General features: G+C 73.5%; 21 protein-coding genes, 1 pseudogene and 1 riboswitch. Of the genes and pseudogenes, 3 read left to right on the forward strand and 19 right to left on the reverse strand.

Annotation, left to right across the window (positions count from 1 at the left end; translation table 11 throughout):
- Nucleotides 1-30 precede the first annotated feature (30 nt).
- From nusB to OG618_RS08980, 3 genes are all read right to left on the reverse strand, one after another.
- Complete coding sequence (gene nusB / locus OG618_RS08970) at nt 31-468, reverse strand: transcription antitermination factor NusB (RefSeq protein WP_329486782.1); 438 nt, start codon at nt 466-468, stop codon at nt 31-33.
- 4 nt (nt 469-472) lie between these two features.
- A complete protein-coding gene (efp, locus tag OG618_RS08975) occupies nt 473-1,036 on the reverse strand; it encodes an elongation factor P (RefSeq protein WP_329486783.1) in 564 nt (187 codons plus the stop codon).
- A gap of 82 nt (nt 1,037-1,118) precedes the next feature.
- Complete coding sequence (locus OG618_RS08980) at nt 1,119-2,225, reverse strand: M24 family metallopeptidase (RefSeq protein WP_329486784.1); 1,107 nt, start codon at nt 2,223-2,225, stop codon at nt 1,119-1,121.
- 381 nt (nt 2,226-2,606) lie between these two features.
- Here OG618_RS08980 and rpmG point away from each other — a divergent pair, with 381 nt between their 5' ends.
- A complete protein-coding gene (gene rpmG, locus OG618_RS08985) occupies nt 2,607-2,771 on the forward strand; it encodes a 50S ribosomal protein L33 (RefSeq protein WP_329486785.1) in 165 nt (54 codons plus the stop codon).
- A 113-nt stretch (nt 2,772-2,884) separates the two neighbouring features.
- Here rpmG and OG618_RS08990 read toward each other — a convergent pair whose 3' ends face one another.
- On the reverse strand, nt 2,885-4,060 hold the full coding sequence (locus OG618_RS08990) for a HoxN/HupN/NixA family nickel/cobalt transporter (RefSeq protein ID WP_329486786.1): 1,176 nt from the start codon (nt 4,058-4,060) through the stop codon (nt 2,885-2,887).
- Between the two features lie 33 nt (nt 4,061-4,093).
- A riboswitch (cobalamin riboswitch) is annotated at nt 4,094-4,285 on the reverse strand.
- A gap of 81 nt (nt 4,286-4,366) precedes the next feature.
- On the opposite strand from OG618_RS08990, the pseudogene OG618_RS08995 reads away from it, so the two are divergent.
- Nucleotides 4,367-4,705, forward strand: a pseudogene (locus tag OG618_RS08995) (ArsR/SmtB family transcription factor); the annotation flags it as partial.
- A 182-nt stretch (nt 4,706-4,887) separates the two neighbouring features.
- Here the strand turns inward: OG618_RS08995 and OG618_RS09000 are convergent.
- Together OG618_RS09000 and OG618_RS09005 are read right to left on the reverse strand one after the other, a co-directional pair.
- Nucleotides 4,888-5,367 carry an SRPBCC family protein gene (locus OG618_RS09000; RefSeq protein ID WP_329486787.1) on the reverse strand — a complete coding sequence of 160 codons (480 nt, stop codon included), beginning with the start codon at nt 5,365-5,367 and terminating at the stop codon, nt 4,888-4,890.
- Nucleotides 5,364-5,882 (reverse strand): RNA polymerase sigma factor, encoded by a 519-nt coding sequence (locus OG618_RS09005; RefSeq protein ID WP_329486788.1) that lies wholly within the window; start codon nt 5,880-5,882, stop codon nt 5,364-5,366. Before OG618_RS09005 ends, OG618_RS09000 begins: the two co-directional genes overlap by 4 nt.
- Nucleotides 5,883-6,021: 139 nt before the next feature.
- Here OG618_RS09005 and OG618_RS09010 point away from each other — a divergent pair, with 139 nt between their 5' ends.
- On the forward strand, nt 6,022-6,474 hold the full coding sequence (locus OG618_RS09010) for a DUF3995 domain-containing protein (RefSeq protein ID WP_329486789.1): 453 nt from the start codon (nt 6,022-6,024) through the stop codon (nt 6,472-6,474).
- A gap of 61 nt (nt 6,475-6,535) precedes the next feature.
- On the opposite strand, the gene OG618_RS09015 is transcribed toward OG618_RS09010, so the two are convergent.
- The 13 genes from OG618_RS09015 to OG618_RS09075 all read right to left on the reverse strand — a co-directional run bounded on the left by OG618_RS09015 (nt 6,536) and on the right by OG618_RS09075 (nt 20,676).
- Nucleotides 6,536-7,345, reverse strand: coding sequence for an Fpg/Nei family DNA glycosylase (locus tag OG618_RS09015; protein WP_329486790.1), 810 nt, complete (start codon nt 7,343-7,345; stop codon nt 6,536-6,538).
- Between the two features lie 164 nt (nt 7,346-7,509).
- Nucleotides 7,510-8,193 (reverse strand): AAA family ATPase, encoded by a 684-nt coding sequence (locus OG618_RS09020; protein ID WP_396489633.1) that lies wholly within the window; start codon nt 8,191-8,193, stop codon nt 7,510-7,512.
- A 422-nt stretch (nt 8,194-8,615) separates the two neighbouring features.
- A complete protein-coding gene (aroQ, locus tag OG618_RS09025) occupies nt 8,616-9,044 on the reverse strand; it encodes a type II 3-dehydroquinate dehydratase (protein ID WP_329492047.1) in 429 nt (142 codons plus the stop codon).
- Nucleotides 9,045-9,052: 8 nt separating this feature from the next.
- Nucleotides 9,053-10,141: a 3-dehydroquinate synthase gene (gene aroB, locus OG618_RS09030; protein ID WP_329486792.1), complete on the reverse strand. Its 1,089-nt coding sequence runs from the start codon at nt 10,139-10,141 to the stop codon at nt 9,053-9,055.
- Nucleotides 10,134-10,655: a shikimate kinase gene (locus tag OG618_RS09035; protein WP_329486793.1), complete on the reverse strand. Its 522-nt coding sequence runs from the start codon at nt 10,653-10,655 to the stop codon at nt 10,134-10,136. The genes aroB and OG618_RS09035 overlap by 8 nt, the downstream gene beginning before the upstream one ends.
- On the reverse strand, nt 10,652-11,836 hold the full coding sequence (aroC, locus tag OG618_RS09040; RefSeq protein WP_329486794.1) for a chorismate synthase: 1,185 nt from the start codon (nt 11,834-11,836) through the stop codon (nt 10,652-10,654). The genes OG618_RS09035 and aroC overlap by 4 nt, the downstream gene beginning before the upstream one ends.
- A gap of 393 nt (nt 11,837-12,229) precedes the next feature.
- The gene (locus OG618_RS09045) at nt 12,230-13,060 is read right to left on the reverse strand and encodes a shikimate dehydrogenase (RefSeq protein ID WP_329486795.1); all 831 of its coding nucleotides are present in this window, start codon (nt 13,058-13,060) and stop codon (nt 12,230-12,232) included.
- 34 nt (nt 13,061-13,094) lie between these two features.
- Nucleotides 13,095-15,107 (reverse strand): endolytic transglycosylase MltG, encoded by a 2,013-nt coding sequence (gene mltG, locus OG618_RS09050; RefSeq protein WP_329486796.1) that lies wholly within the window; start codon nt 15,105-15,107, stop codon nt 13,095-13,097.
- 151 nt (nt 15,108-15,258) lie between these two features.
- The gene (gene mltG / locus OG618_RS09055; protein ID WP_329486797.1) at nt 15,259-16,515 is read right to left on the reverse strand and encodes an endolytic transglycosylase MltG; all 1,257 of its coding nucleotides are present in this window, start codon (nt 16,513-16,515) and stop codon (nt 15,259-15,261) included.
- Nucleotides 16,516-16,606: 91 nt separating this feature from the next.
- Nucleotides 16,607-17,089: a Holliday junction resolvase RuvX gene (gene ruvX / locus OG618_RS09060; RefSeq protein ID WP_329486798.1), complete on the reverse strand. Its 483-nt coding sequence runs from the start codon at nt 17,087-17,089 to the stop codon at nt 16,607-16,609.
- Entirely contained in the window at nt 17,089-19,758 is a 2,670-nt protein-coding gene (gene alaS / locus OG618_RS09065; protein ID WP_329486799.1) for an alanine--tRNA ligase, read from the reverse strand. Before alaS ends, ruvX begins: the two co-directional genes overlap by 1 nt.
- Nucleotides 19,758-20,195, reverse strand: coding sequence for a DUF6167 family protein (locus OG618_RS09070; protein WP_329486800.1), 438 nt, complete (start codon nt 20,193-20,195; stop codon nt 19,758-19,760). Before OG618_RS09070 ends, alaS begins: the two co-directional genes overlap by 1 nt.
- A gap of 4 nt (nt 20,196-20,199) precedes the next feature.
- On the reverse strand, nt 20,200-20,676 hold the full coding sequence (locus tag OG618_RS09075; RefSeq protein WP_329486801.1) for a DUF948 domain-containing protein: 477 nt from the start codon (nt 20,674-20,676) through the stop codon (nt 20,200-20,202).
- Nucleotides 20,677-20,725 lie beyond the last annotated feature (49 nt).

Consider the following 20,725-nt stretch of genomic DNA (forward strand, 5'->3'; position numbering starts at 1 on the left):
GGGTCCGGCGGCCGTGCGTCGGAGTGCCGCCTACCGGCGGATGCTCGGCTTGAGCTCCAGGAAGCGGGCGAGCAGGCCGTTGACGAAGGCCGGGGAGTCGTCCGTGGAGAACTCCTTGGCGATCTCGACGGCCTCGTCCAGGACGACCGCGTCCGGGACGCCGTCCTCCCAGATCAGCTCGTACGCACCGAGCCGCAGGACGTTGCGGTCCACGATCGGCATCCGGTCGAGCGTCCAGCCCACCGCGTACTCGGAGATGAGGTCGTCGATCCGGCGGGCGTGCTGGACGTACCCCTCGATCAGCTCCATGGTGTACTCACCGACCTGCGGGGTGCCCTCGTCCGGCTTGGGCTCCCGGGCACGGGCCACCCAGTCGGCGAGGACCCGCTGCGGGTCGACCCCGCGGTGGTCGGCCTCGAAGAGGATCTGGAAGGCTCGCGTACGGGCCTTGCTGCGTGCGGCCGACACGGACTTACTTCACCCGGCCGAGGTAGCTGCCGTCGCGGGTGTCGACCTTGATCTTCTCACCGGTGACGATGAACAGCGGCACGGCGATCTCGGCGCCGGTCTCCAGGGTGGCCGGCTTGGAGCCACCGGTGGAGCGGTCGCCCTGGACGCCCGGCTCGGTGTGGGAGATGGTCAGCTCGACCGAGGCCGGGAGCTCGATGTACAGGGGGGCACCCTCGTACATGGCGACCAGGGCCTCGAAGCCCTCCAGCAGGTACTTCGCGGCGTCGCCGACGACGGCGGGCTCGATCGTGGTCTGGTCGTAGGTGTCCGTGTCCATGAACACGAAGTTCTCGCCGTCCTTGTACGAGAACTGCATGCCACGCTTGTCGACGTTGGCGGTCTCGACCTTGGTGCCGGCGTTGAAGGTCTTGTCGACGACCTTGCCCGTCAGGACCTCCTTGAGCTTGGTGCGCACGAAGGCCGGGCCCTTACCGGGCTTGACGTGCTGGAACTCGACGACGGACCAGAGCTTGCCGCCCTCCAGCTTGAGAACCATGCCGTTCTTGAGATCGTTCGTGGAAGCCACGGGCGCACTTACTCCTGGATATAGCTGTCAAGGAACCAAGGGGTGCGTCCTGCCGCCCCCGGCCGCCTCGGGCGGTCGCGGGTCACAGGGCGAGGAGCTCCTTGGTGGTGATGGTGAGCAGCTCGGGCCCGCCCTCTTCGAGGGGGCGCACCACGAGCGTGTCCTCGATCCGGACACCGCCCCGGCCCGGGAGGTGAACCCCTGGACCGACGGTGACCGGCACGCGGCTGTCCAGTTTACCCATGTCCGACGGCCCGAGGCGCGGGGCCTCCCGGATCTCCAGCCCGATGCCGTGACCGACGGGGTGCGGCGAGCTCTCGGTGTGCCCGGCCGCGTGGAGGATCTCCCGGGCGGCCTGGTCGGGCACGTACTGTTCGACGCCCGGACCGAGCGCCTCCCGCCCGGCCCGCTGGGCCCGGAACACCAGGCGGTGCAGTTCGACCTGCCAGGGCGCGGGGGCGGCGCCGATCACGAAGGTCCGGGCGGTCGAGACGCCGTACCCGCGGTACTGGGCACCCAGGACGACGGTGAGGAAGTCACCCTCCTCCACCCGCCGGTCGGTGGGCTGGTGGGACTGCTGGCCGGAGTGGCTGCCGGTGCCGACCGAGACCGGGAAGGCCGCCCGGTCCGCGCCGTGGTCGATCATCCGGCGTTCCAGCTCCATCGCCAGGTGCCGCTCGGTCCGGCCGACCAGGATCGACTCCAGCAGTTCGCCGAGCGCCTGGTCGGCGATCTCGGCGGCGATCCGCAGGTCCGCGATCTCGTGCTCGTCCTTGATCACCCGCAGCTGTTCGACCGCCCGGCCGAGGTCGGCCAGCCGGACGCCCTCCGCCAGACCCGCCACGGCGCGGTGCCGGGCGACGGTCAGGTCGTGCTCCTCCACCGCCAGGTCGGCCACCCCCAGCCGGGCCGCGGCCGCGGCGGCCGCCAGCGCGGTGTCGGCGCCCGCCGCCACCGGCACCCGGGTGACGTCCTCGACGATCAGGTGCTCACCGGTGTCGTCCGGCGGCAGGTCGTCCGGCAGCGCCAGCAGCGCCCGCTCCCGGGTGAGCAGCAGCGTCGCGCCGCACGGCGGGCAACCGGTCAGGTACCGCACGTTCGCCGCCCGGGTGATCAGCGCCGCATCGGCCCCGGCCGCACTGCCGTGCTCCCTCAGACGCTCCCGCCGGACCGCGTACGCATCAGACATGCGTCGAGCCTACGGAGCCCCACCCCGATCCGCCCGCCGAGCGGATCCGACCGGACCAGGACGGCCCTGGTCGGACACCCGGCCGGTCCGCCGGTGCGGCGTCGGCCCCCGGCGCGGCCCCCGGCGCCGGGGTGCGCGGCCGGTCGACCGGCCGCGCACCCGAACGGACGGTGCGGGCGGCGGACCGGAACGACCGGAGCCGCCGGCGGGAGCGTGCGCCGCCCGACGAGCCCCGGCGCGTACGCGGTCGCGCGGCCGACCAGCGCCTCCACCGCCCGCCGGGGAATGGGCGGGGCGGAGGCCGTGTTGGACCCCGTGAAAACGACTTCCATTTCGGCGAAAGCCGTTTCCCCACCGCCCACCCCTCGGAGGAGGAGAACCATGGCCCGCAGCGAACTGCGCCCCGTCGTCAAGCTCAGGTCCACGGCCGAGACCGGCTTCACCTATGTGACCCGCAAGAACCGCCGCACCGACGCCGACCGGCTGGTGCTGCGCAAGTACGACCCGGTCGCGCGCCGGCACGTCGACTTCCGCGAGGAGCGCTGACCTCCCCCGTGGGCCCGGCAGGGCCCGCGGACCACGGCGAGGCGGCGCCCACCCGAACGGACCGGGTGGGCGCCGCCTCGTGACACCGCGGTGCCGGGGGCCGTCGGGGCCGACTACTTGGTGATGACCCCGGCGGCCTCGTCGGCCGCCGCCCCCTGGGCGGGCACCCCGTCGGCCGGTACCACCGGCTTCGGGCTCCAGCGCTGTTCGACGCCGGCGAGGCGCCAGTAGGCGATAGCCGCCCCCCAGACCACCACGAACAGCCCGACGATCGCGTAGCCGACGTTGTCCAGCGAGATGTCCGCGATCCAGCCGCTGACCGGGTCGGTGAGGTCCAGCTTCTCGTGCAGCACGGCGACCAGCTCGATGGTGCCGATGATGAACGCCACCGCGATCGACAGCCCGGTGATGGTCAGGTTGTAGTACACCTTGCGCACCGGGTTGGAGAACGCCCACTGGTACGCGAAGTTCATGAACGTCCCGTCCAGCGTGTCGAACAGGCTCATCCCGGACGCGAACAGCAGCGGCAGGCAGACGATCGCGTACCAGGGCAGCCCGGCGGCCGCGCCGGAGCCGGCCATCACCATCAGGGTCACCTCGGTCGCGGTGTCGAAGCCGAGGCCGAGCACCATGCCGACCGGGAACATCTGGCCGGGCCGCGTGATCGAGCGGGTCGCCCGGTTCAGCACCCGGGCCATCAGACCGCGCGAGTTGAGGTGCTCCTCCAGCTCCGCCTCGTCGAACCGACCGGCCCGCATCGACCGGAACACCTTGAGGATGCCGAACAGCGCCGCCAGGTTGAGCGCGCCGATCAGGTAGAGGAAGACACCGGACGCGGAGGTGCCGACCACACCGAGCCACTGGTGGGTGGTGGACTCGTCGTCCATCAGCGTGTTGGCCAGCTGGGCGCCGCCCGCCACCAGGGCGGCCATCAGGACCACCATCGAGGAGTGGCCGAGCGCGAACCAGAAGCCCACCGAGACGGGCCGCTTGCCGTCCGCCATGAGCTTGCGGGTGGTGTTGTCGATCACCGCGATGTGGTCGGCGTCGAAGGCGTGCCGCATGCCGAGGGTGTAGGCGGTGATGCCCAGGCCCACCCCGAAGACCTGGGTACCGACCTCGTACTTCTCCGGGGCGACCAGGAAGATCAGCGTCCCGAACGCCACTACGTGCATGGCCAGGATCACCCCCATCAACCCGGCCGTGCGGAGGGTGTCCTCGCGCCGCCAGCGGAAGCTCGGCAGGGCGGAGGACGCCGCGGGAGCAGCGGCGGTTTCGGGCAGGGTCATCTTCGGATCACGCTCCAGCACCTCGTGGAAAGACGTTCGTGAGATGCCGTGGCCGGTCTCCTGGCTGACGGGGCTTCCGGATCCGCCTTCCCAGGCGCGCGAGGCGCCCAGTGGCGTCGTGGATACGGACGACTCCCCCGATCACAGTGGCGAGGGCCGCTCCGGACTCCGGACCCTGAGGGTCCGTCACCGGTCTTCCCGAACACCACGGCGGGCAACACCGTAGGGGGCCGCACCTCACCCTTGCAAGGCTGCGCACCTGCGCAGGTGTCCAGGATCACAGCCACGGGCTGCAACAATGTCCGCATGCATCTCGTACCGGCCGACCGCGCGGGCCACCGCACCATCGACGGGCACCGGGTCTGCGAGGCCATCGCCGCGATCGGCGACCCCGGGCACGTCCGGTCCTGGGCCGAGCGGTTCTCGCTGCTCGCCGACCCGGGGCGGCTCGCCCTGCTGCTCGCCCTGCACCGGGCCGGGCCGCTCGCCGTCACCGACCTGGCGGTCGCCACCGGCATGCGCGACCCGGCCGTCTCGCAGGCGCTGCGGCTGCTGCGCACCGCGGGTGTGGTCACCGGCGACAAGGACGGCCGGGTGGTGCGCTACCGGCTCGTGGACGAGGCCCTGCGCCCCCTCCTCGACGAGTGCGCCGCCGCGGACCACCACGAGCACGGCGAGCCCGCCACCGGGAGCGACGCCACCGGCGGCGAGCCCTCCGCACCCCGGGCCGCCGCGGCCGGCTGACCGGCTGGCCGACTCCCGGCTGACCGGCTGCGCGCGCGGAACACCGCCCCGGGCGCCCCGGGCCGTCGCGCCCGGGGCCCGCCTCACCCCTCCCGCACCAGCCGTTCGAAGCGCTCCAGCGAGCGCCGGGCCAGCGGGTCCGTCGCGGGCCGCAGGGCCCGGTCGAGCAGACCCGCGCCGGGGAGCCGGAACGCGCCGAGGAAGGCGAAGCGGGTGCCTCCGGCCTCGGCGCGGGCCGCCATCCCGCCCAGCAGGAAGCGGCTGCGCATCAGGCACCACCCGGGCGTCAGCTCGACGTCGAAACGGGCCCGCAGTCGGGTGTGGCCGGTCACCAGCGCCTCGGTGCGACCGTCCGCCGGGCTCCCGGCCACGCGGACCGACCGGATGTCCGGCAGCCAGCGCGGGAGCCCCTCCTCCAGGTCGGCCGCGGCCGCCCAGACCCGCTCGAACGGCGCGTCGATCAGCGCCTCCCGGACGGCGGCGCCGGGGGTGACGGCGGCGATCACATGCAGCCGGCGGACCGGGTCGAAGGCCGCCGTCGGCCAGGGGGTCGGTGCGCTCACTGCTGCCACGCCCTTCGAAAGCCGAGCCGGGCCCGGGAGAGCCGGGACTTCACGGTGCCGGGTGCCACGCCCAGCAGTTCTGCGGTGGACCGCTCGTCGAGCCCCTCCAGGTCGCGCAGCACCAGCACGGCGCGGTGCTCCGGCGTCAGCCGGGCGAGGACGTCCTGGATGTCGGTGGCCAGCTGCGGGTCGCCGGGGCGGGGCAGCTCGGAGAGGTCGGCCGGGACGCAGCGGGCGACCCGCCGGACGTGCCGGACGGCCTCCCGCACGGCGATCGAGCGGACCCAGCCGAACAGCGCGGCCGGGTCCTGGAGCTGGCCCAGCTTGCGGAAGACGGCGATCAGCGCCTCCTGCGTCGCGTCGGGGCCGTCGTCCAGCGCGATCGGACCGCAGAGCCGGCGGACGTAGGGCGCGACCAGCTCCAGCAGCTCGCTGACGGCCAGTTGGTCGCCGCGCTGGGCGGCACGGACCAGGCCGGCGAGCCGGTCGGCGGTACGGGTGTCGGGACCATCCACACCCGCACCAGAGGCGCCGGACCGGCCGGACGTTCCCTCCCTCCCCCGACTTCCCGCTGTGACGCTCGTCACGGGAACCTCCGGCCGGGCGGGCCGCTCCTGCGGGGTGACCCACCGTCGGAACCCCCGGAGGACCACCGTGAACCGTCGCCGTACCGCCGCCCTCGCCGTCGCCGGCCTGCTCGCCGCCGACGCCCTGCTGCACGTCTACTGGGCCACCGGCCGCACCTGGCCGGCCGCCGACCCGGCGTCACTCTCCCGGGCGGTGCTCAACGCCGAGGTGCCGTTCACCCCGCCGGTCGTCCTGCCGCTCGCGGCGCTGCTGTTCTCCGGCTCGGCCCTGGTGCTCGCCCGCGGCGGCCTGTTGGACGGCGCGGCCCGCCGGCTGCCGGCGGTGGCGCTGCGCTGGGGGCCGCGCGCGGTGGCCGCCGGACTGCTCGCCCGCGGGCTGGCCGGGCTGCTCTGGGCCACCGGGGTCGGCGTCGACACCGGCTCGGCCTTCTACCGGCTCAACCTGGCGTTCTACACCCCGCTCTGCCTGGCCGCCGCGGCCGCCGCCCTGGCGGTGGCCCGTACCGGGGCGGACGGCTGACCGCGCCCCTCCCCCGGCAGCCCCGCGACCGCCCGGGCGGCACCGGGCAGCCGGCGCCGCCTCAGGCCCGCTGGCAGGTGGGGCACCAGAAGAGGTTGCGCGCGGCGTGCGCCTCGGTCCGGACCTCGGTGCCGCAGACCAGGCAGGGCATGCCGACCCGGCGGTAGACGTAGACCTCGCCGCCGTGGTCGTCCACCCGCGGCGGACGGCCCATCGCCTCGGGGGTGTGCTCGGGTCGGACGGTGTCGATCCGCCCCGCGCCGACGCCCTCGCGCATCAGCGCGACCAGGTCGGCCCAGACGGCGTCCCACTCGGCCCGGCCGAGGTCGCGCCCGGCCCGGTGCGGGTCGATGCCGTGCCGGAACAGCACCTCGGCGCGGTAGACGTTGCCCACGCCGGCCAGCACCTTCTGGTCCATCAGCAGTGCCGCGATCGTCGTCCGGCTGCCAGATATCCGCCGCCAGGCCGGCTCCGGGTCGGCGTCGGCCCGCAGCGGGTCGGGGCCGAGGCGCGCCGCGACGGCGGCCTTCTCGGCGTCGGTGATCAGCGCACAGGTGTTGGGACCGCGCAGATCGGCGTAGGCGTCGTCGTTCGCCAGGCGCAGCCGGACCAGGCCGACCGGCTCCGGCGCGGGGCCCTCGCCGAAGGCGAACCCACCGTAGAGGCCGAGGTGGATGTGCACCCAGGCGTCGTCCTCGAAGCCGAGGAAGAGGTGCTTGCCGACGGCCTCCGCCCCGGTCAGCACCTGCCCGTCGACCAGCTTCGCGCCGTCCGCGAACCGGCCCTGCGGGCTGCTCGCACGGACCGGGCGGCCGCCGAAGGCCCTGGCGTTCTCGGCGGCGAGACGGTGGATGATGTGGCCTTCCGGCACGGGCGTCAGCTCCCCCGGGTGTGCGACAGGATGCCCCCATCATCGCAGCCCGCACCGACGGGCCCGGCCGGGCCGCCGGCCGTCGCGGGCTCCCGGAAGGCGGTACCGAATCCGTGCCGGGGCAGCGCCGGAGCCGCCCGGAACAGCCCCGGGCGGCGCGGGCCTCAGCGGACCGGGATGCCCATCAGCCGGGCCAGGATCACCCGGTCCAGCTCGGCGGCGGTGGCCGCGACGTCCAGCTGGGAGTTGTCGATGATCGGCAGCCCGGAGTTGTACCAGCCGGCCATCCGGCCGTGGATCCGGGCCACCTCCTCGTCGCTCAGCCGCCGGTTGCCACTGCGCCGGGCGTTGCGGCTCAGCACGGAGTCCAGACTGGGCAGCAGCACGACCGGGATCATCCCCGGGCCGATGTGCCGCTTCCAGCCGCCGAGGCCGATCGCCGGGCGGTCCGGGAAGACCGCGTCGTCGATGATGCAGGAGATGCCGTTGGCCAGGTAGTTGCGGCAGGCGAAACCGCAGGTGCGGCGGGCCAGCCGGTACTGCGCCTCGGAGGCGTTGTTCCAGCCGGACTGCGGGTTGGCGAAGCCGGACTGCACCCACTCGCGGACGTCGTCGAGGCTGATGTGGGCGGTGGGCGTGGGCCGCCGCTCGGCCCAGTGCCGGGCGACGGTGGTCTTGCCCGCGCCGGCCGGTCCGATCAGCAGCACGGCGAGTGGCCCGGACGGCAGGTGCGGCTGCGCGGGGTGGACCGGGAGCTGGACGGGCGCGCCCGACGGCAGCAGGAAGTGCCCGGTGGCGCCGGCCGGAACCGGCGCGGGCGCCGCGGCGGTGGGAGCCGACGGCGGCACGGGCCGCGCCGGCGCGGGCGGTGCGAGGGGGGCCGCCGGGGTGCCGGCCGGCGGCACGACCGGGCGACCGGCGTACGGGGGCCGACCGGCGGGCTCGCGCGCGGACCGGTCCGCGCCGTGGCGGACGGATTCGGCGTGGGCCGCCGCCCGCGGCACTCCCCGGGACGCGCCCGGCGCGCCACCGGCGGGCGGTGCGACGGTGGCACTGCCGGAGTACGGCGGGGCCGGCGGAGCGACGGGACGTGGGGGGACTTGTCCACCCCCGGCGTACTGCGTCACGGTCACCTCCCGACTTCTTTCAGCGGGGACACTACACGGCGGTCCCGCAGCGGGCACAGTCCGCCGCCGGGCCGCTGACGAGGGCCGGGGTACCGGATCGGGCCGGCCGGGGCCGCGCCGATCCGGTACCCCGGCCCCGGGTGTCAGCGTGCGGTGAGCTGCCCGCCGAGCGCCCGCAGTGCCAGCTCGTACGAGCCCAGGCCGAATCCGGCGATGGTGCCGGAGGCGACCGCGGCGATCACCGAGGTGTGCCGGAAGGTCTCCCGGGCGTACGGGTTGGAGATGTGCACCTCGATCAGCGGCGCGGTCCGCTGGGCGGCGGCGTCGCGCATCGCGTACGAGTAGTGGGTGAAGGCCCCCGGGTTGATCACCACGGGCACCCCGCCGTCGGCCGCCTCGTGCAGCCACTCCACCATCTGCTGCTCGGAGTTGGTCTCGTGCACCTCGACCTCGAAGCCGAGCTCCTTGCCGAGCACGGTGCAGCGCTCGACCAGCCCGGCGTAGGAGGTGGCGCCGTAGACGTCCGGCTCGCGGCTGCCCAGCCGGCCGAGGTTGGGGCCGTTGAGCACCATCACCCGGGTCACGAGGAGACCTCCGCGTAGGCGGCGACCAGCAGGGACGGGTCGGGGCCCTCCAGCATGGAGGTCCGGCCGAGGCCGTCCAGGACGATGAAGCGCAGCAGGTCGCCGCGCGACTTCTTGTCGATCTTCATGGCGTCCAGCAGCTTCGGCCAGGCGTCCGCGCGGTAGCTCAGCGGCAGGCCGACCGAGGCCAGCACGGTGCGGTGCCGGTCGGCCGTCTCGTCGTCCAGCCGGCCGGCCAGGCGGCCGAGTTCGGCGGCGAAGACCATCCCGATCGAGATCGCCGCGCCGTGCCGCCACTTGTAGCGCTCGTTGCGCTCGATGGCGTGGCCGAGGGTGTGGCCGTAGTTGAGGATCTCGCGCTGGCCGGACTCCTTGAGGTCCCCGGAGACCACGTCCGCCTTGACCTGCACGGCCCGCCGGATCAGCTCGACGGTGTGCGGCCCGGCGGGGCTCCTGGCGCCCTCCGGGTCCGCCTCGATGAGGTCCAGGATGACCGGGTCGGCGATGAAACCGCACTTGATGACCTCGGCGAGACCGGAGACGTAGTCGTGCCGGGGCACCGTCTCCAGGGTGTCGAGGTCCGCCAGCACGCCCACCGGCGGGTGGAAGGCGCCGACCATGTTCTTGCCCTCGGCGATGTTGATGCCGGTCTTGCCGCCCACCGCCGCGTCCACCATGCCGAGCAGCGTGGTGGGCATGGAGACCCAGCGCACCCCACGCAGCCAGGTGGCCGCGACGAAGCCGGCCAGGTCGGTGGTGGTGCCGCCGCCGAGGCCGACGATCACGTCGCTGCGGGTGAAGCCGGTCTGGCCGAGCACCGACCAGCAGTACGCGGCGACCTCGGCGCTCTTGGCGTCCTCGGCGTTGGGCACCTGGAGGACGATCGCCTCGTAGCCCTCGCCCAGCAGGTCCTCGCGGATGGCGTCGGCCGTGGCGGCCAGTCCTTCGGGGTGGATCAGCGCGACCCGCTTGGCGCGGGTCCCGATCAGCTGCCCCAACTCGCCGAGCAGCTGGTGTCCGATCAGCACGTCGTACGGGTCGTGGCCCGCGCTGCCGCCGACGTGAATCCTGACGATGTCACTCATGGGGGGTCTTCAGCTCCAGTGCTTCCATTACGGCGTCCGCGACCTGCCCGGGGGTGCGGCCCGCGGTGTCGACGACGGCGGTGGCCACCTCCAGGTACAGGGGCCGACGCGCCTCCATCAACTCACGCCAACGCGCCCGCGGGTTGACCGCGAGCAGCGGCCGCGGCGCGTCCAGCCCCACCCTCCGGACGGCGTCCGCCGGCGGGACCTCCAGGAACACCACCGGCAGCTCGCGCAGCAGTGCCCTGGTGGCCTCGGCCATCACCGCACCGCCCCCCAGCGCCAGCACGCCGTCGTGGTCCCGGGCGGCGCTGCGCACCGCGGCCGCCTCCAGCTCGCGGAAGTGCGGCTCGCCCTCGTCGATGAAGATCTCCGGGATCGGCTTGCCGGCCGACCGTTCGACATCGGCGTCGGTGTCCCGGAAGGCGACGCCCAGGCGCTGGGCGAGGTCCCGTCCGACGGTGGACTTGCCACTGCCGGGCGGGCCGACCAGCACCACCAGGGGCGCGCTCATCGGACGATCAGGTTGTCCAGGTACCCCTGGACGTTGCGGCGGGTCTCGCTGACGTGGTCGCCACCGAACTTCTCGTTCACCGCGTCCGCCAGCACCAGCGCGACCATCGCCTCGGCGACGATCCCCGCCGCGGGCACCGCGCACACGTCGGAGCGCTGGTGGTGGGCCTTGGCCGGCTCGCCCGTCCGCACGTCCAGCGTCTGCAGCGCGCGCGGCACGGTCGCGATCGGCTTCATCGCCGCCCGCACCCGGAGCAGCTCACCCGTCGACAGGCCGCCCTCGGTACCGCCCGACCGGCCCGACGTCCGCTTGACGCCCTCCGGGGTCGGCACGATCTCGTCGTGCGCCTGCGAACCCGGCACCCGGGCCAGCTCGAAGCCGTCGCCGACCTCGACGCCCTTGATCGCCTGGATCCCCATCAGCGCGGCGGCCAGCCGCGCGTCCAGCCGGCGGTCCCAGTGCACGTGCGAGCCGAGGCCGACCGGCACGCCGTAGGCCAGCACCTCGACGACCCCGCCCAGGGTGTCGCCGTCCTTGTGGGCCTGGTCGATCTCCGCGACCATCGCCTTCGACGCGTCGGCGTCCAGGCAGCGCACCGGGTCCTCGTCGAGGCGCGCCTCGTCGGAGGGCAGCGGCAGCACCCCGGCGGGGGCCTTGGCGCCCGCCAGCTCCACCACATGGCTGACGATCTCGATCCCGCAGGTCTCCTTGAGGTAGGCGCGCGCGACCGCGCCCAGCGCGACCCGGGCCGCCGTCTCCCGGGCGCTCGCGCGCTCCAGGATCGGCCGGGCCTCCTCGATCGAGTACTTCTGCATGCCCGCCAGGTCCGCGTGGCCCGGCCGGGGGCGGGTCAGCGCCTCGTTGCGGGCCAGCCCCGCCAGCACCTCCGGGTCGACCGGATCGGCCGACATGACCTGCTCCCACTTCGGCCACTCGGTGTTGCCGACCATCACGGCCACCGGGCTGCCCATGGTCTCGCCGTGCCGCACGCCGCCGAGGAAGGTCACCTCGTCCTGCTCGAACTTCATCCGGGCGCCACGGCCGTAGCCCAGCCGTCGGCGCGCCAGCGCCTCGGCCACCACCGCGGTGGTCACCGGAACACCGGCGGGCAGGCCCTCCAGCGTCGCGACCAGTGCCGGACCGTGCGACTCCCCCGCCGTCAGCCAGCGCAACGTACCCAACGGAGCTCCTTCATCAGCGGACCGGTCACGGCACTTGCCATGACCCGCCCGGGCGTGCTTCCTCTGTCCCTGGATCCTTTCATGCCGTCGGCATGCCCGGGAGCAGAGTCCGGGTGACGGACAGCAACCGGTCGACCCTCGGACGCGGTGGACGGCGGAGCACCCGGGCCCCGCCGGGAGCGCGGCCGGACCCCTCGCCGCGGCACGGCGCGCCGGGGTGGCACGACACGCTGGACGGGCTTGTCAGGTCCAACCGGCACGACGCGCCAGGGTGGCACGGCACGCCCTTCCGGCACGACACGCCGACGTGACGCAGCGCGCCGATCCGGCACGACACGCCACCCCGGCACGACATGCCCGGGCGGCACCGCCCGCCACCCCGCGCACACCGCGTCAGCGACCGGCGAGCGCCGCCTCACCCGCGGCCCGGATGGCCGCCAGCGGCCCGGGCGCGCGGCCGGTGAACCGCTCGTTCTGCAGGACCGCCTGGTGGACGAGCAGGTCCAGGCCGCCCAGCACGGCGGCGCCGCGCTCGGCGCAGGCGGCGGCCAGCGCCGTCGGCCACGGGTGGTAGAGCACGTCGAACAGCGCACCGGGCGCGGCGGGCAGCCCGGCGGCGAACGCGTCCGTCGCCCCCGCGGGGGTGGTCGACACGGTGAGCGGCTGCGCGAGCGCCTCCGCCCCCCGCTCCCAGTCGGCGGTCCGCACGGTCACCCCCAGGCGCTCGCCCAGCTCGGCCATCTCCCGGGCCCGCTCGGCGCTGCGGACGTAGACCGTCACCTCGCCGGTGCAGATCTGGGCCAGCGCCGCCAGCGCCGACGAGGCGGTGGCCCCGGCACCCAGCACCGCCGCCCCCGCCACTTCGGTGATGCCGCGCTCGCGCAGGGCGTTGACGAGGCCCGGGATGTCGGTGTTGTCCCCGGTGCGCCGCCCGTCGGCGGTGAAGACCACCGTGTTCACCGCGTCGACCGAGCGCGCGGTCGCGCTCACCTCGTCGAGCAGCGGGATGACCGCCCGCTTCAGCGGCATGGTGAGCGACAGGCCCGCCCACCGCTCCGCGTCCAGCCCGGCGAGGAAGCCGGGCAGCCCGGCCTCGTCCACCTCGAAGGCGTCGTAGCGCCAGCCGTCCAGCCCGAGCGCCGCGAAGGCGGCGCGGTGCAGGTGCGGCGAGAGCGAGTGGGCGATCGGCGAGCCGAGGACGGCGGCCCGGTACTTGCTGGTCAACGCTGTTACTCCGTGAACTACTGGCCCCTCAGGGCTACTTGGTGGTGCAGTGGACGGCCACCTTGTCGAAGCCCTGGCCGGCCGCCTTGCAGTACTCCTCGACATCGGCCGCGAACTGCTTGTCCGTCTCCGAGAAGCGGGTGTTCTTCGGGTCCATCGCGATGAAGTACAGCCACTTGCCGTCCGCCGGGTTCAGCACCGCCTTGAGCGCCGCGTCACCCGGGTTGGAGATCGGCCCGGGCGGCAGGCCCGCGTTGATGTAGGTGTTGTACTTGTTGGAGGCGTCGTTGATGTCCTTCTTGTCCAGCACCTTGCGGCCCAGCGAGTACTGCAGCGTGGTGTCCATGCCGAGCTTGCCGTCGATCTTGCCCGTGTCGGCCAGCCGGTTCTGGATCGTCCGGGCCATCTTGGCGAAGTCGTCGGGGTTGTTGCCCTCGGCCTGGAGGATGCTCGCCTCGATGACCACCTCGTAGCCGGTCTTGAGGCCGATCTTGGCGGCCTCCGCGTCCAGCCCCGCGTAGCGGTCGACGGCGTTCTTCACCATCTGCTTGAGCAGGTCCTCGGGCTTCATGCCCGAGGCGATCGAGTAGCGGGCCGGCCAGAGGAAGCCCTCGATGTTGCCGTTGGCGTACGCGGGCAGACCGAGGCTGCCCAGCTGCGCCTTGGCCACCTCGGCCGTGGTGCCCTTGGCCAGCTGCAGCTTGTCGTCGATCTTGGCGTAGGTGGCGGCGGCCGTCAGCCCCTCCTGGACGATCAGCTTCTCACCGCCGTTCGCCTCCACCAGGTTGGTGACGGCGGCCTCGGCCGACATCTCCTTGGGCATGGTGTAGGTGCCGTACTGGATGGTGGTGCACTTCGGGTTCTTCCCGCACGCCTGGGTGAAGGCCTCGATGCTCTTGACCACGCCGGCCTCCTTGAGCGTCTTGCCCATCTCGGCCCCGACGGCACCCTTCTTGATCTCCACCATGACCGAGCCGCTGCCCTGGCCGGTGAAGTCCGGGGGCGGCCCGAAGTGGTCCTGGTAGAAGCCGTACCCCCACCAGCCCGCGCCGGCCACGCCGCCGACCATCACCAGCGCGACCAGCAGGCAGGCGCCACCGTTGCGGCGGCCGGACTTCTTGCCCTTCTCCTTGCGCTTCTTCTTGCCCTCGCGGGAGTTGTCCTCCTCGCCGAGGAAACCGTTCTGGTCGTCCCCGCCGTCCTCGGCGTAGTCGTCCTGGTGCTCGTCCCACTCGACCTCGGCCTGCTCGGGCTCGGCTTCCGCCGGCCGGCCGCCGGCCTCCAGCGCGGCGGCCTCCGCCTCCCAGTCGATGCCGTCCGGGCCGGGACCGGCGGGCCGCTCGGGCTCGGGCCGCCGGCGTCGCGAGGCCCGCCCGCCCGGCACCTGCCCGCCCGGAGCCTGCTCGCCCGGCACCCGCTGCTGACCGGGCTGCTGCGGCATCCCGGGCTGGGACGCGCCCTGCTGCGGCATCTCGGACTGGGGCGCGCCCTGCTGGTTCATAACCGACTGCGGCATACCCGACTGCGGCATCCCCTGCTGCGGCATGCCCTGCTGCGAGTACCCCTGCTGCTGCCCCTGGTACCCGGGGGCGCTCTGCTGCTGCCCGGGGAACCCCTGCTGCGGGTAGCCCTGCTGCTGGTCCTGGTACCCCTGCCCACCCGGGAAGCCCTGGCCCCCGCCGTGCCCCTGCTGCGGGTACCCCTGCTGGTCGCCGAAGGTCTGACCGCCGTACTGCTGGGCCTGCTGGGCCTGCTGCTGCCCCTGCGCGAACTGCTGTCCCCCGTACTGCTGGGGCTGCTGGGGCTGGCCGCCCGGGTACGCCTGCTGCGGGTAGCCCTGCTGGGGGTAACCCTGCTGCTGCGCCGCCTGCTGCATCTGCTGCGGGTACCCCTGCTGGTCGACGAAAGCCTGACCGCCGTACTGCTGGGGCTGCTGCCACTGGTCGTCCGTCGGCCCGGGGACCGGCTGCTGGCCGCCGTACCCGGGGTCACCGGGGTGCCACGGCTCGGAGCCCTGGGGGCCGTAGCCCCGACCCAGATCGGTCATTGATCCCCTTACACCGACGGAGACGGCCGGAGGATCGGACCGGCCGTCCGGGACGGCGTCCCGGCTGATTCTCGAACCGGCGTGCTACTGCAGCGCCTGGAGGGAGACGTTACCGTACCGCAGCCTGGCCTCCGGCAGGGGCGATGTGCCCTCACTGCCCGCCCGGAGCGGTCGGCGCACCCGTCGGCTGACTGCCGCCCGCCCCCGCGGAGGCACCGCCCGAACCGCTCGCCGACGGGCTCGGCTGCGCGGCCCGGGCGGCGTTGAACTCGGCCACGTTGCGCTGCTGCACGTCGAAACTGTCGGTGAACCGGGTGTCCCCCGGCTTCACGGTGACGAAGTAGAGCCAGTCCCCCTGCGCCGGGTCCACCGCCGCCATGATCGCCTGCCGCCCGGGGTTGCCGATCGGCGTCGGCGGCAGTCCGGTGTGCAGATACGTGTTGTACGGGGAGTCCAGCTTGGTCTCCGTGACGGTGGTGTTCAGCGTCGAGCGCCCGAGCGCGTAGTTGATCGTGGAGTCCAGTTGCAGCGGCATGTTCTTGGCCAGCCGGTTGTAGATCACCCTGGCCACCTTGGCCATGTCCTCGGTGTTGTCCGCCTCACCCTGCACCATGCTGGCGATGGTCACCAGCCCGTACAGGCTCTGCCCGAGGTTCTGCGCGACGACCTCCGCGTCGTCCCGGGCGAACTCCTTGCCGGCCCGCTCCACCATCTGCTTCAGCAGGTCCACCGCGGTGGTCCCGTCGGTCACGCTGTACGTCGCGGGGAAGAGGTACCCCTCCGGGCTGCCCTTGGCGAACTCCGGCAGCCCCAGCTCGGCGCCCTGCTCCTGGGCGGCCCGCTGCGTGGTGCCCTCGGGCAGGTCCAGCTTCTTGTCGATCGCCGTGTAGATCTGGCTGCCGCGCCAGCCCTCGGGGATGGTCAGGCCGTTGGCGTTGGCGGGGTCGACCAGGATCGCCAGCGCGGCGGCCGCCGACATCTTCTGCTTCAGCGTGTAGGTGCCGGGCTGGATCCGCCCGGCGGCGGCCGCGCTGCCCTTGGCCGCCCGGGTGAAGGCCAGCGAGCTGGCGACCACACCGTTGCGCACCAGCGCGGAGGCGATCTGGGTGAGCCCGGCGCCCTCGGGCACCGAGACCTGGACGTCGCCGGTGCCCGCCCCGTGGTAGTCGGCGGCGGCCGGCGGCTTCTGCTGTCCCTGCAGCCAGGTGTACCCGGTCAGACCGGCCCCGCCGAACACGACCACCAGGGCGAGCGCGGTCAGCCCGCAGGCGAGCCCGTTGCGCCGGCGGTGCGGATCCGGCGCATCGTGGCGAGGACGGGGCGCACCCGGCGGACGGCCCTCGGGTTCGAGCACCGGCGCACCGAGGTGGCCGGGTGTGAGCCCGGGCGTGAAGTCCTGGTCGGTCATTGCGCCCCCTCGGCGGTCCCGGAACGAGCAGAAGGGGCCCGTGCGGACGCGTCCGCACGGGCCCCTTCACCGGGACGTTAGATCAGACCGGTCAGCCGGCCGCCTCGACGCTCTCACCGGGCGGGCGTCCGCTCACCCGTTCGGACTCAAGGGCGGTCTGCAGGATCACCACCGCGGCGGCCTGGTCGACCACCGAGCGGCCCTTCTTGGCCTTGACCCCGGAGGCGCGCAGCCCGTGGGTGGCCGTGACGGTGGACATCCGCTCGTCGACCAGCCGGACCGGCACCGGGTAGAGCCGGTTGGCCAGCCGGGTGGCGTACCCACGGACCTTCTCCGCCGCCGGGCCCTCCTTGCCGCTGAGCGAGCGCGGCAGGCCGACGATCACCTCGATCGCCTGGTACTCGTCGGCGATGGCGGCGATCCTGGCCTGCGACTTCACCCCGGCGGGGACGGTCTCCACCGGCGTGGCGAGCACCCCGTCGGGGTCGCAGGACGCGACCCCGATCCGGGCGTCACCGACGTCGACGGCGATCCGCCGCCCGCGGCGGAAGGGCGGCCTCTCCTCCTGGTCCATCAGCTGGCGCGCTCCGCGACCAGACCGCGCACCGCGGCGATGGCCTCGCCGACCGCGCCCGCGTCGGAGCCGCCGCCCTGGGCGACGTCGTCCTTGCCGCCACCGCCGCCGCCGAGGGTCTTGGCGGCGACCCGGACCAGCTCGCCGGCCTTGATGCCGCGCCCGCGCGCGTCCTCGTTGGTGGCGATCACGGTCAGCGGGCGGTCGTTGGCCACCGTGAAGGCGGCGACCACGGCCGGCCGCGAGCCGAGCCGGCCGCGCACGTCCAGGACGAGCTTGCGCAGCTCGTCGGCGCCGGTGCCGTCGGCGACCCGGGCGGCCACCACGGCGATGCCCTGGACGTCCTCGGCGGAGTCGGCCAGACCCGCGGCGGCGGCCAGCACCTTCTCGGCGCGGAAGCGCTCGATCTCCTTCTCGGCGTCCTTGAGCTTGGCGAGCATGCCCGAGATCTTCTCCGGCAGCTCCTCCGGGCGGCCCTTGACCAGCTCGGTCAGCTGGGAGACCACGGTGTGCTCACGGGCGAGGAACTTGTAGGCGTCCACGCCGACCAGCGCCTCGACCCGGCGCACGCCGGAGCCGATCGAGGACTCGCCGAGCAGCTTCACCAGGCCCAGCTGGGCGGTGTTGCCGACGTGCGTGCCACCGCAGAGCTCCTTGGAGAAGTCCCCGATGGTGACGACGCGGACCGAGTCGCCGTACTTCTCGCCGAACATCGCGATGGCGCCGGCCTTGCGGGCCTGGTCCATCGTCATGACCTCGGCGGTCACGTCCAGCTCGCGGGTCAGCACGTCGTTGATCTTCTGCTCGACGTCGACCAGCACGCTGCCGGGCACGGCGGCGGGCGAGCCGAAGTCGAAGCGGAAGCGGCCGGGGGCGTTCTCGGAGCCGGCCTGGGCGGCCGTCGGGCCGAGCGCGTCGCGCAGCGCCTGGTGGGTCAGATGGGTGGCCGAGTGGGCGCGGGCGATGGCACGGCGGCGCTCGATGTCGATGGTGGCGTACGCCGAGGCGCCGAGCACGACCTCGCCGAACAGCACGCCGCCGGAGTGCACCGTCACGCCCGGGACGGGCTGCTGCACGTCGCGGATCTCCACCACGGCGCCGGAGTCCAGCCGGATCCGGCCGTGGTCGGCGAGCTGGCCGCCGCCCTCGGCGTAGAACGGGGTGCGGTCGAGGATGATCTCGACCTCGTCGCCCTCGCTCGCGGCCGGCGCCGGGACGCCGTCCACCAGCAGGCCGACCACGGTGGCCTCGCCCTCGGTGAGGTTGTAGCCGGTGAAGACGCTGGCGCCGGACTTGTCGGCGACCTCGCGGTACGCGGCGACGTCGGCGTGGCCCATCTTCTTGGCCTTGGCGTCGGCCTTGGCACGGTCCCGCTGCTCCTGCATGAGGCGGCGGAAGCCGGCCTCGTCGACCTGGAGGCCCTGCTCCTCGGCCATCTCCAGGGTCAGGTCGATCGGGAACCCGTAGGTGTCGTGCAGCTTGAACGCCTGCTCGCCGGAGAGCACCGCGCCGCCGGACTGCTTGGTCTCGGTGACCGCGGTGTCCAGCAGGGTGGTGCCGGCCTTCAGGGTCTGCAGGAAGGCCGCCTCCTCGCCGCTGACGACCGTCTCGATGCGCTTGCGGTCGGCCTCCAGCTCCGGGTACTGCGGGGCCATCGCCTTGATCGCGACGTCGGTCAGGTCCTTCGCGACCTGGCCGGTGGCGCCCAGCAGGCGCATGTTGCGGATGGCGCGGCGCAGGATGCGGCGCAGCACGTAGCCGCGGCCCTCGTTGCCGGGGGTGACACCGTCGCCGATCAGCATCAGCGCGGTGCGGATGTGGTCGGTGACCACGCGCAGCGAGACGTCCGACTTGTGGTCGGCGCCGTAGGTGTGACCGGTCAGCTCGGCGGCGCGGTCGAGGATCATCCGGCTGGTGTCGATCTCGAAGAGGTTGTCGACGCCCTGCAGGATGGCGGCGAGGCGCTCCAGGCCGAGGCCGGTGTCGATGTTCTTGCTCGGCAGGTCGCCGAGGATCTCGAAACCGTCCTTGCCGTCACCGTGGCCGCGCTCGTACTGCATGAAGACCAGGTTCCAGATCTCCAGGTAGCGCTCGCCGTTGACGGCCGGGCCGCCCTCCTCGCCGTACGCGGGGCCGCGGTCGTAGTTGATCTCCGAGCACGGGCCGCACGGGCCGGGGACGCCCATCGACCAGAAGTTGTCCTTCATGCCGAGGCGCTGGATGCGCTCGGAGGGCACGCCGATGACGTCGCGCCAGATCTGCTCGGCCTCGTCGTCGTCCTTGTAGACGGTGATCCAGAGCTTCTCCTTCTCCAGGCCGTAGCCGCCGTCCGCGACGGGAGTGGTGAGCAGCTCCCACGCGAACTTGATGGCCCCTTCCTTGAAGTAGTCGCCGAAGGAGAAGTTGCCGCACATCTGGAAGAAGGAGCCGTGCCGGGTGGTCTTCCCGACCTCCTCGATGTCCAGGGTGCGCACGCACTTCTGGACGCTGGTGGCCCGGGAGAACTGCGGCTTGACCTCGCCGAGGAAGTACGGCTTGAAGGGCACCATGCCGGCGTTGACCAGCAGCAGGGTGGGGTCGTCGGCGACCAGGGACGCCGACGGAACGACGGTGTGGCCGCGCTCCTCGAAGAAGCGCAGCCAGCGGCGGCGGATCTCTGCCGACTCCATTAGTGGTCCTTCCGGTTCGGGGTACCGCCCGGCTGCGGCAGTGCGCGGCCGGGCGTCTTTTCGATGGCTGGGGTGGTGCGCGCACCGTCGGACGATGCGCGGGCGCTGCTGGACGGAGGCAGGGCGGCGGCCGGGCTGCCGGGCGCCGCCGAGATAGCTCGGTACTGCGGCTCGCCGCGCAGGACCCGGCGCCGGGGCTCGACGACGGCGGTGCCGTCCAGTCCGAGGTCCTCGCGCAGCTGCTCCTCGCGCTCGGCCATGCCCGCCTTCACGTCCTGGGCGAACCGCTTGGCCGCGTCGCCCAGGTGCAGCGCGCCGCGCGCGGCGGTGCCCGAGAGGCTGTCCGGGGTGAGCCGGTGCACGGCCTCGTTGGCCTTGTTCATGGCCCAGACGGTGGCACCGGCGCCGACCGCCATCCAGAAGATGCGTCGCACCATGCCGTCAGCCCCTCACCGCGCGCCGGACCCGGGCGAGCAGGCCGCTCTTGGCCGTCGTCGCGGCGCGCACCTCGGCCCGGATCAGCCGGGCCAGCTCCTCGCGCTCGCTCGGCTGGGTGGGCAGCGTCACGGTGCCGTTCTGCTTGGCGACGGCCTTGCGGACGCCGTAGCTGAAGGCCGCGACCTTGACCAGCGGCCCGCCCAGGGTGGCCGCGACGGTGGAGGAGAGCGCCTGGGCGTTGGCGGCGGCGTCCTGGACGTTGGCGGTGATCTCGTCGACCCGCTCCAGCTGCTCGTTGGCGCTGCGCACGGCGGCTCCGGCCTCGGTCAGCAGCGGCACGGCCTGCTCGGTCACGGCGGAGACCAGGACGGCGGCCTCCTTGAGCACCCGCGAGAGGTGCACCAGCACGACGGCGAGCAGGGTGACCAGGACCGCCCAGAACACGGCGACGAGCAAGCCGGCCAGCTCTCCCACGGACACCTTGTGCGCTCCCTCGCCTTGCTGTTCTCCGAAGGAGACCCTATCGCGA

It is taken from the genome of Kitasatospora sp. NBC_01246 (assembly GCF_036226505.1).
GTDB lineage: Bacteria > Actinomycetota > Actinomycetes > Streptomycetales > Streptomycetaceae > Kitasatospora.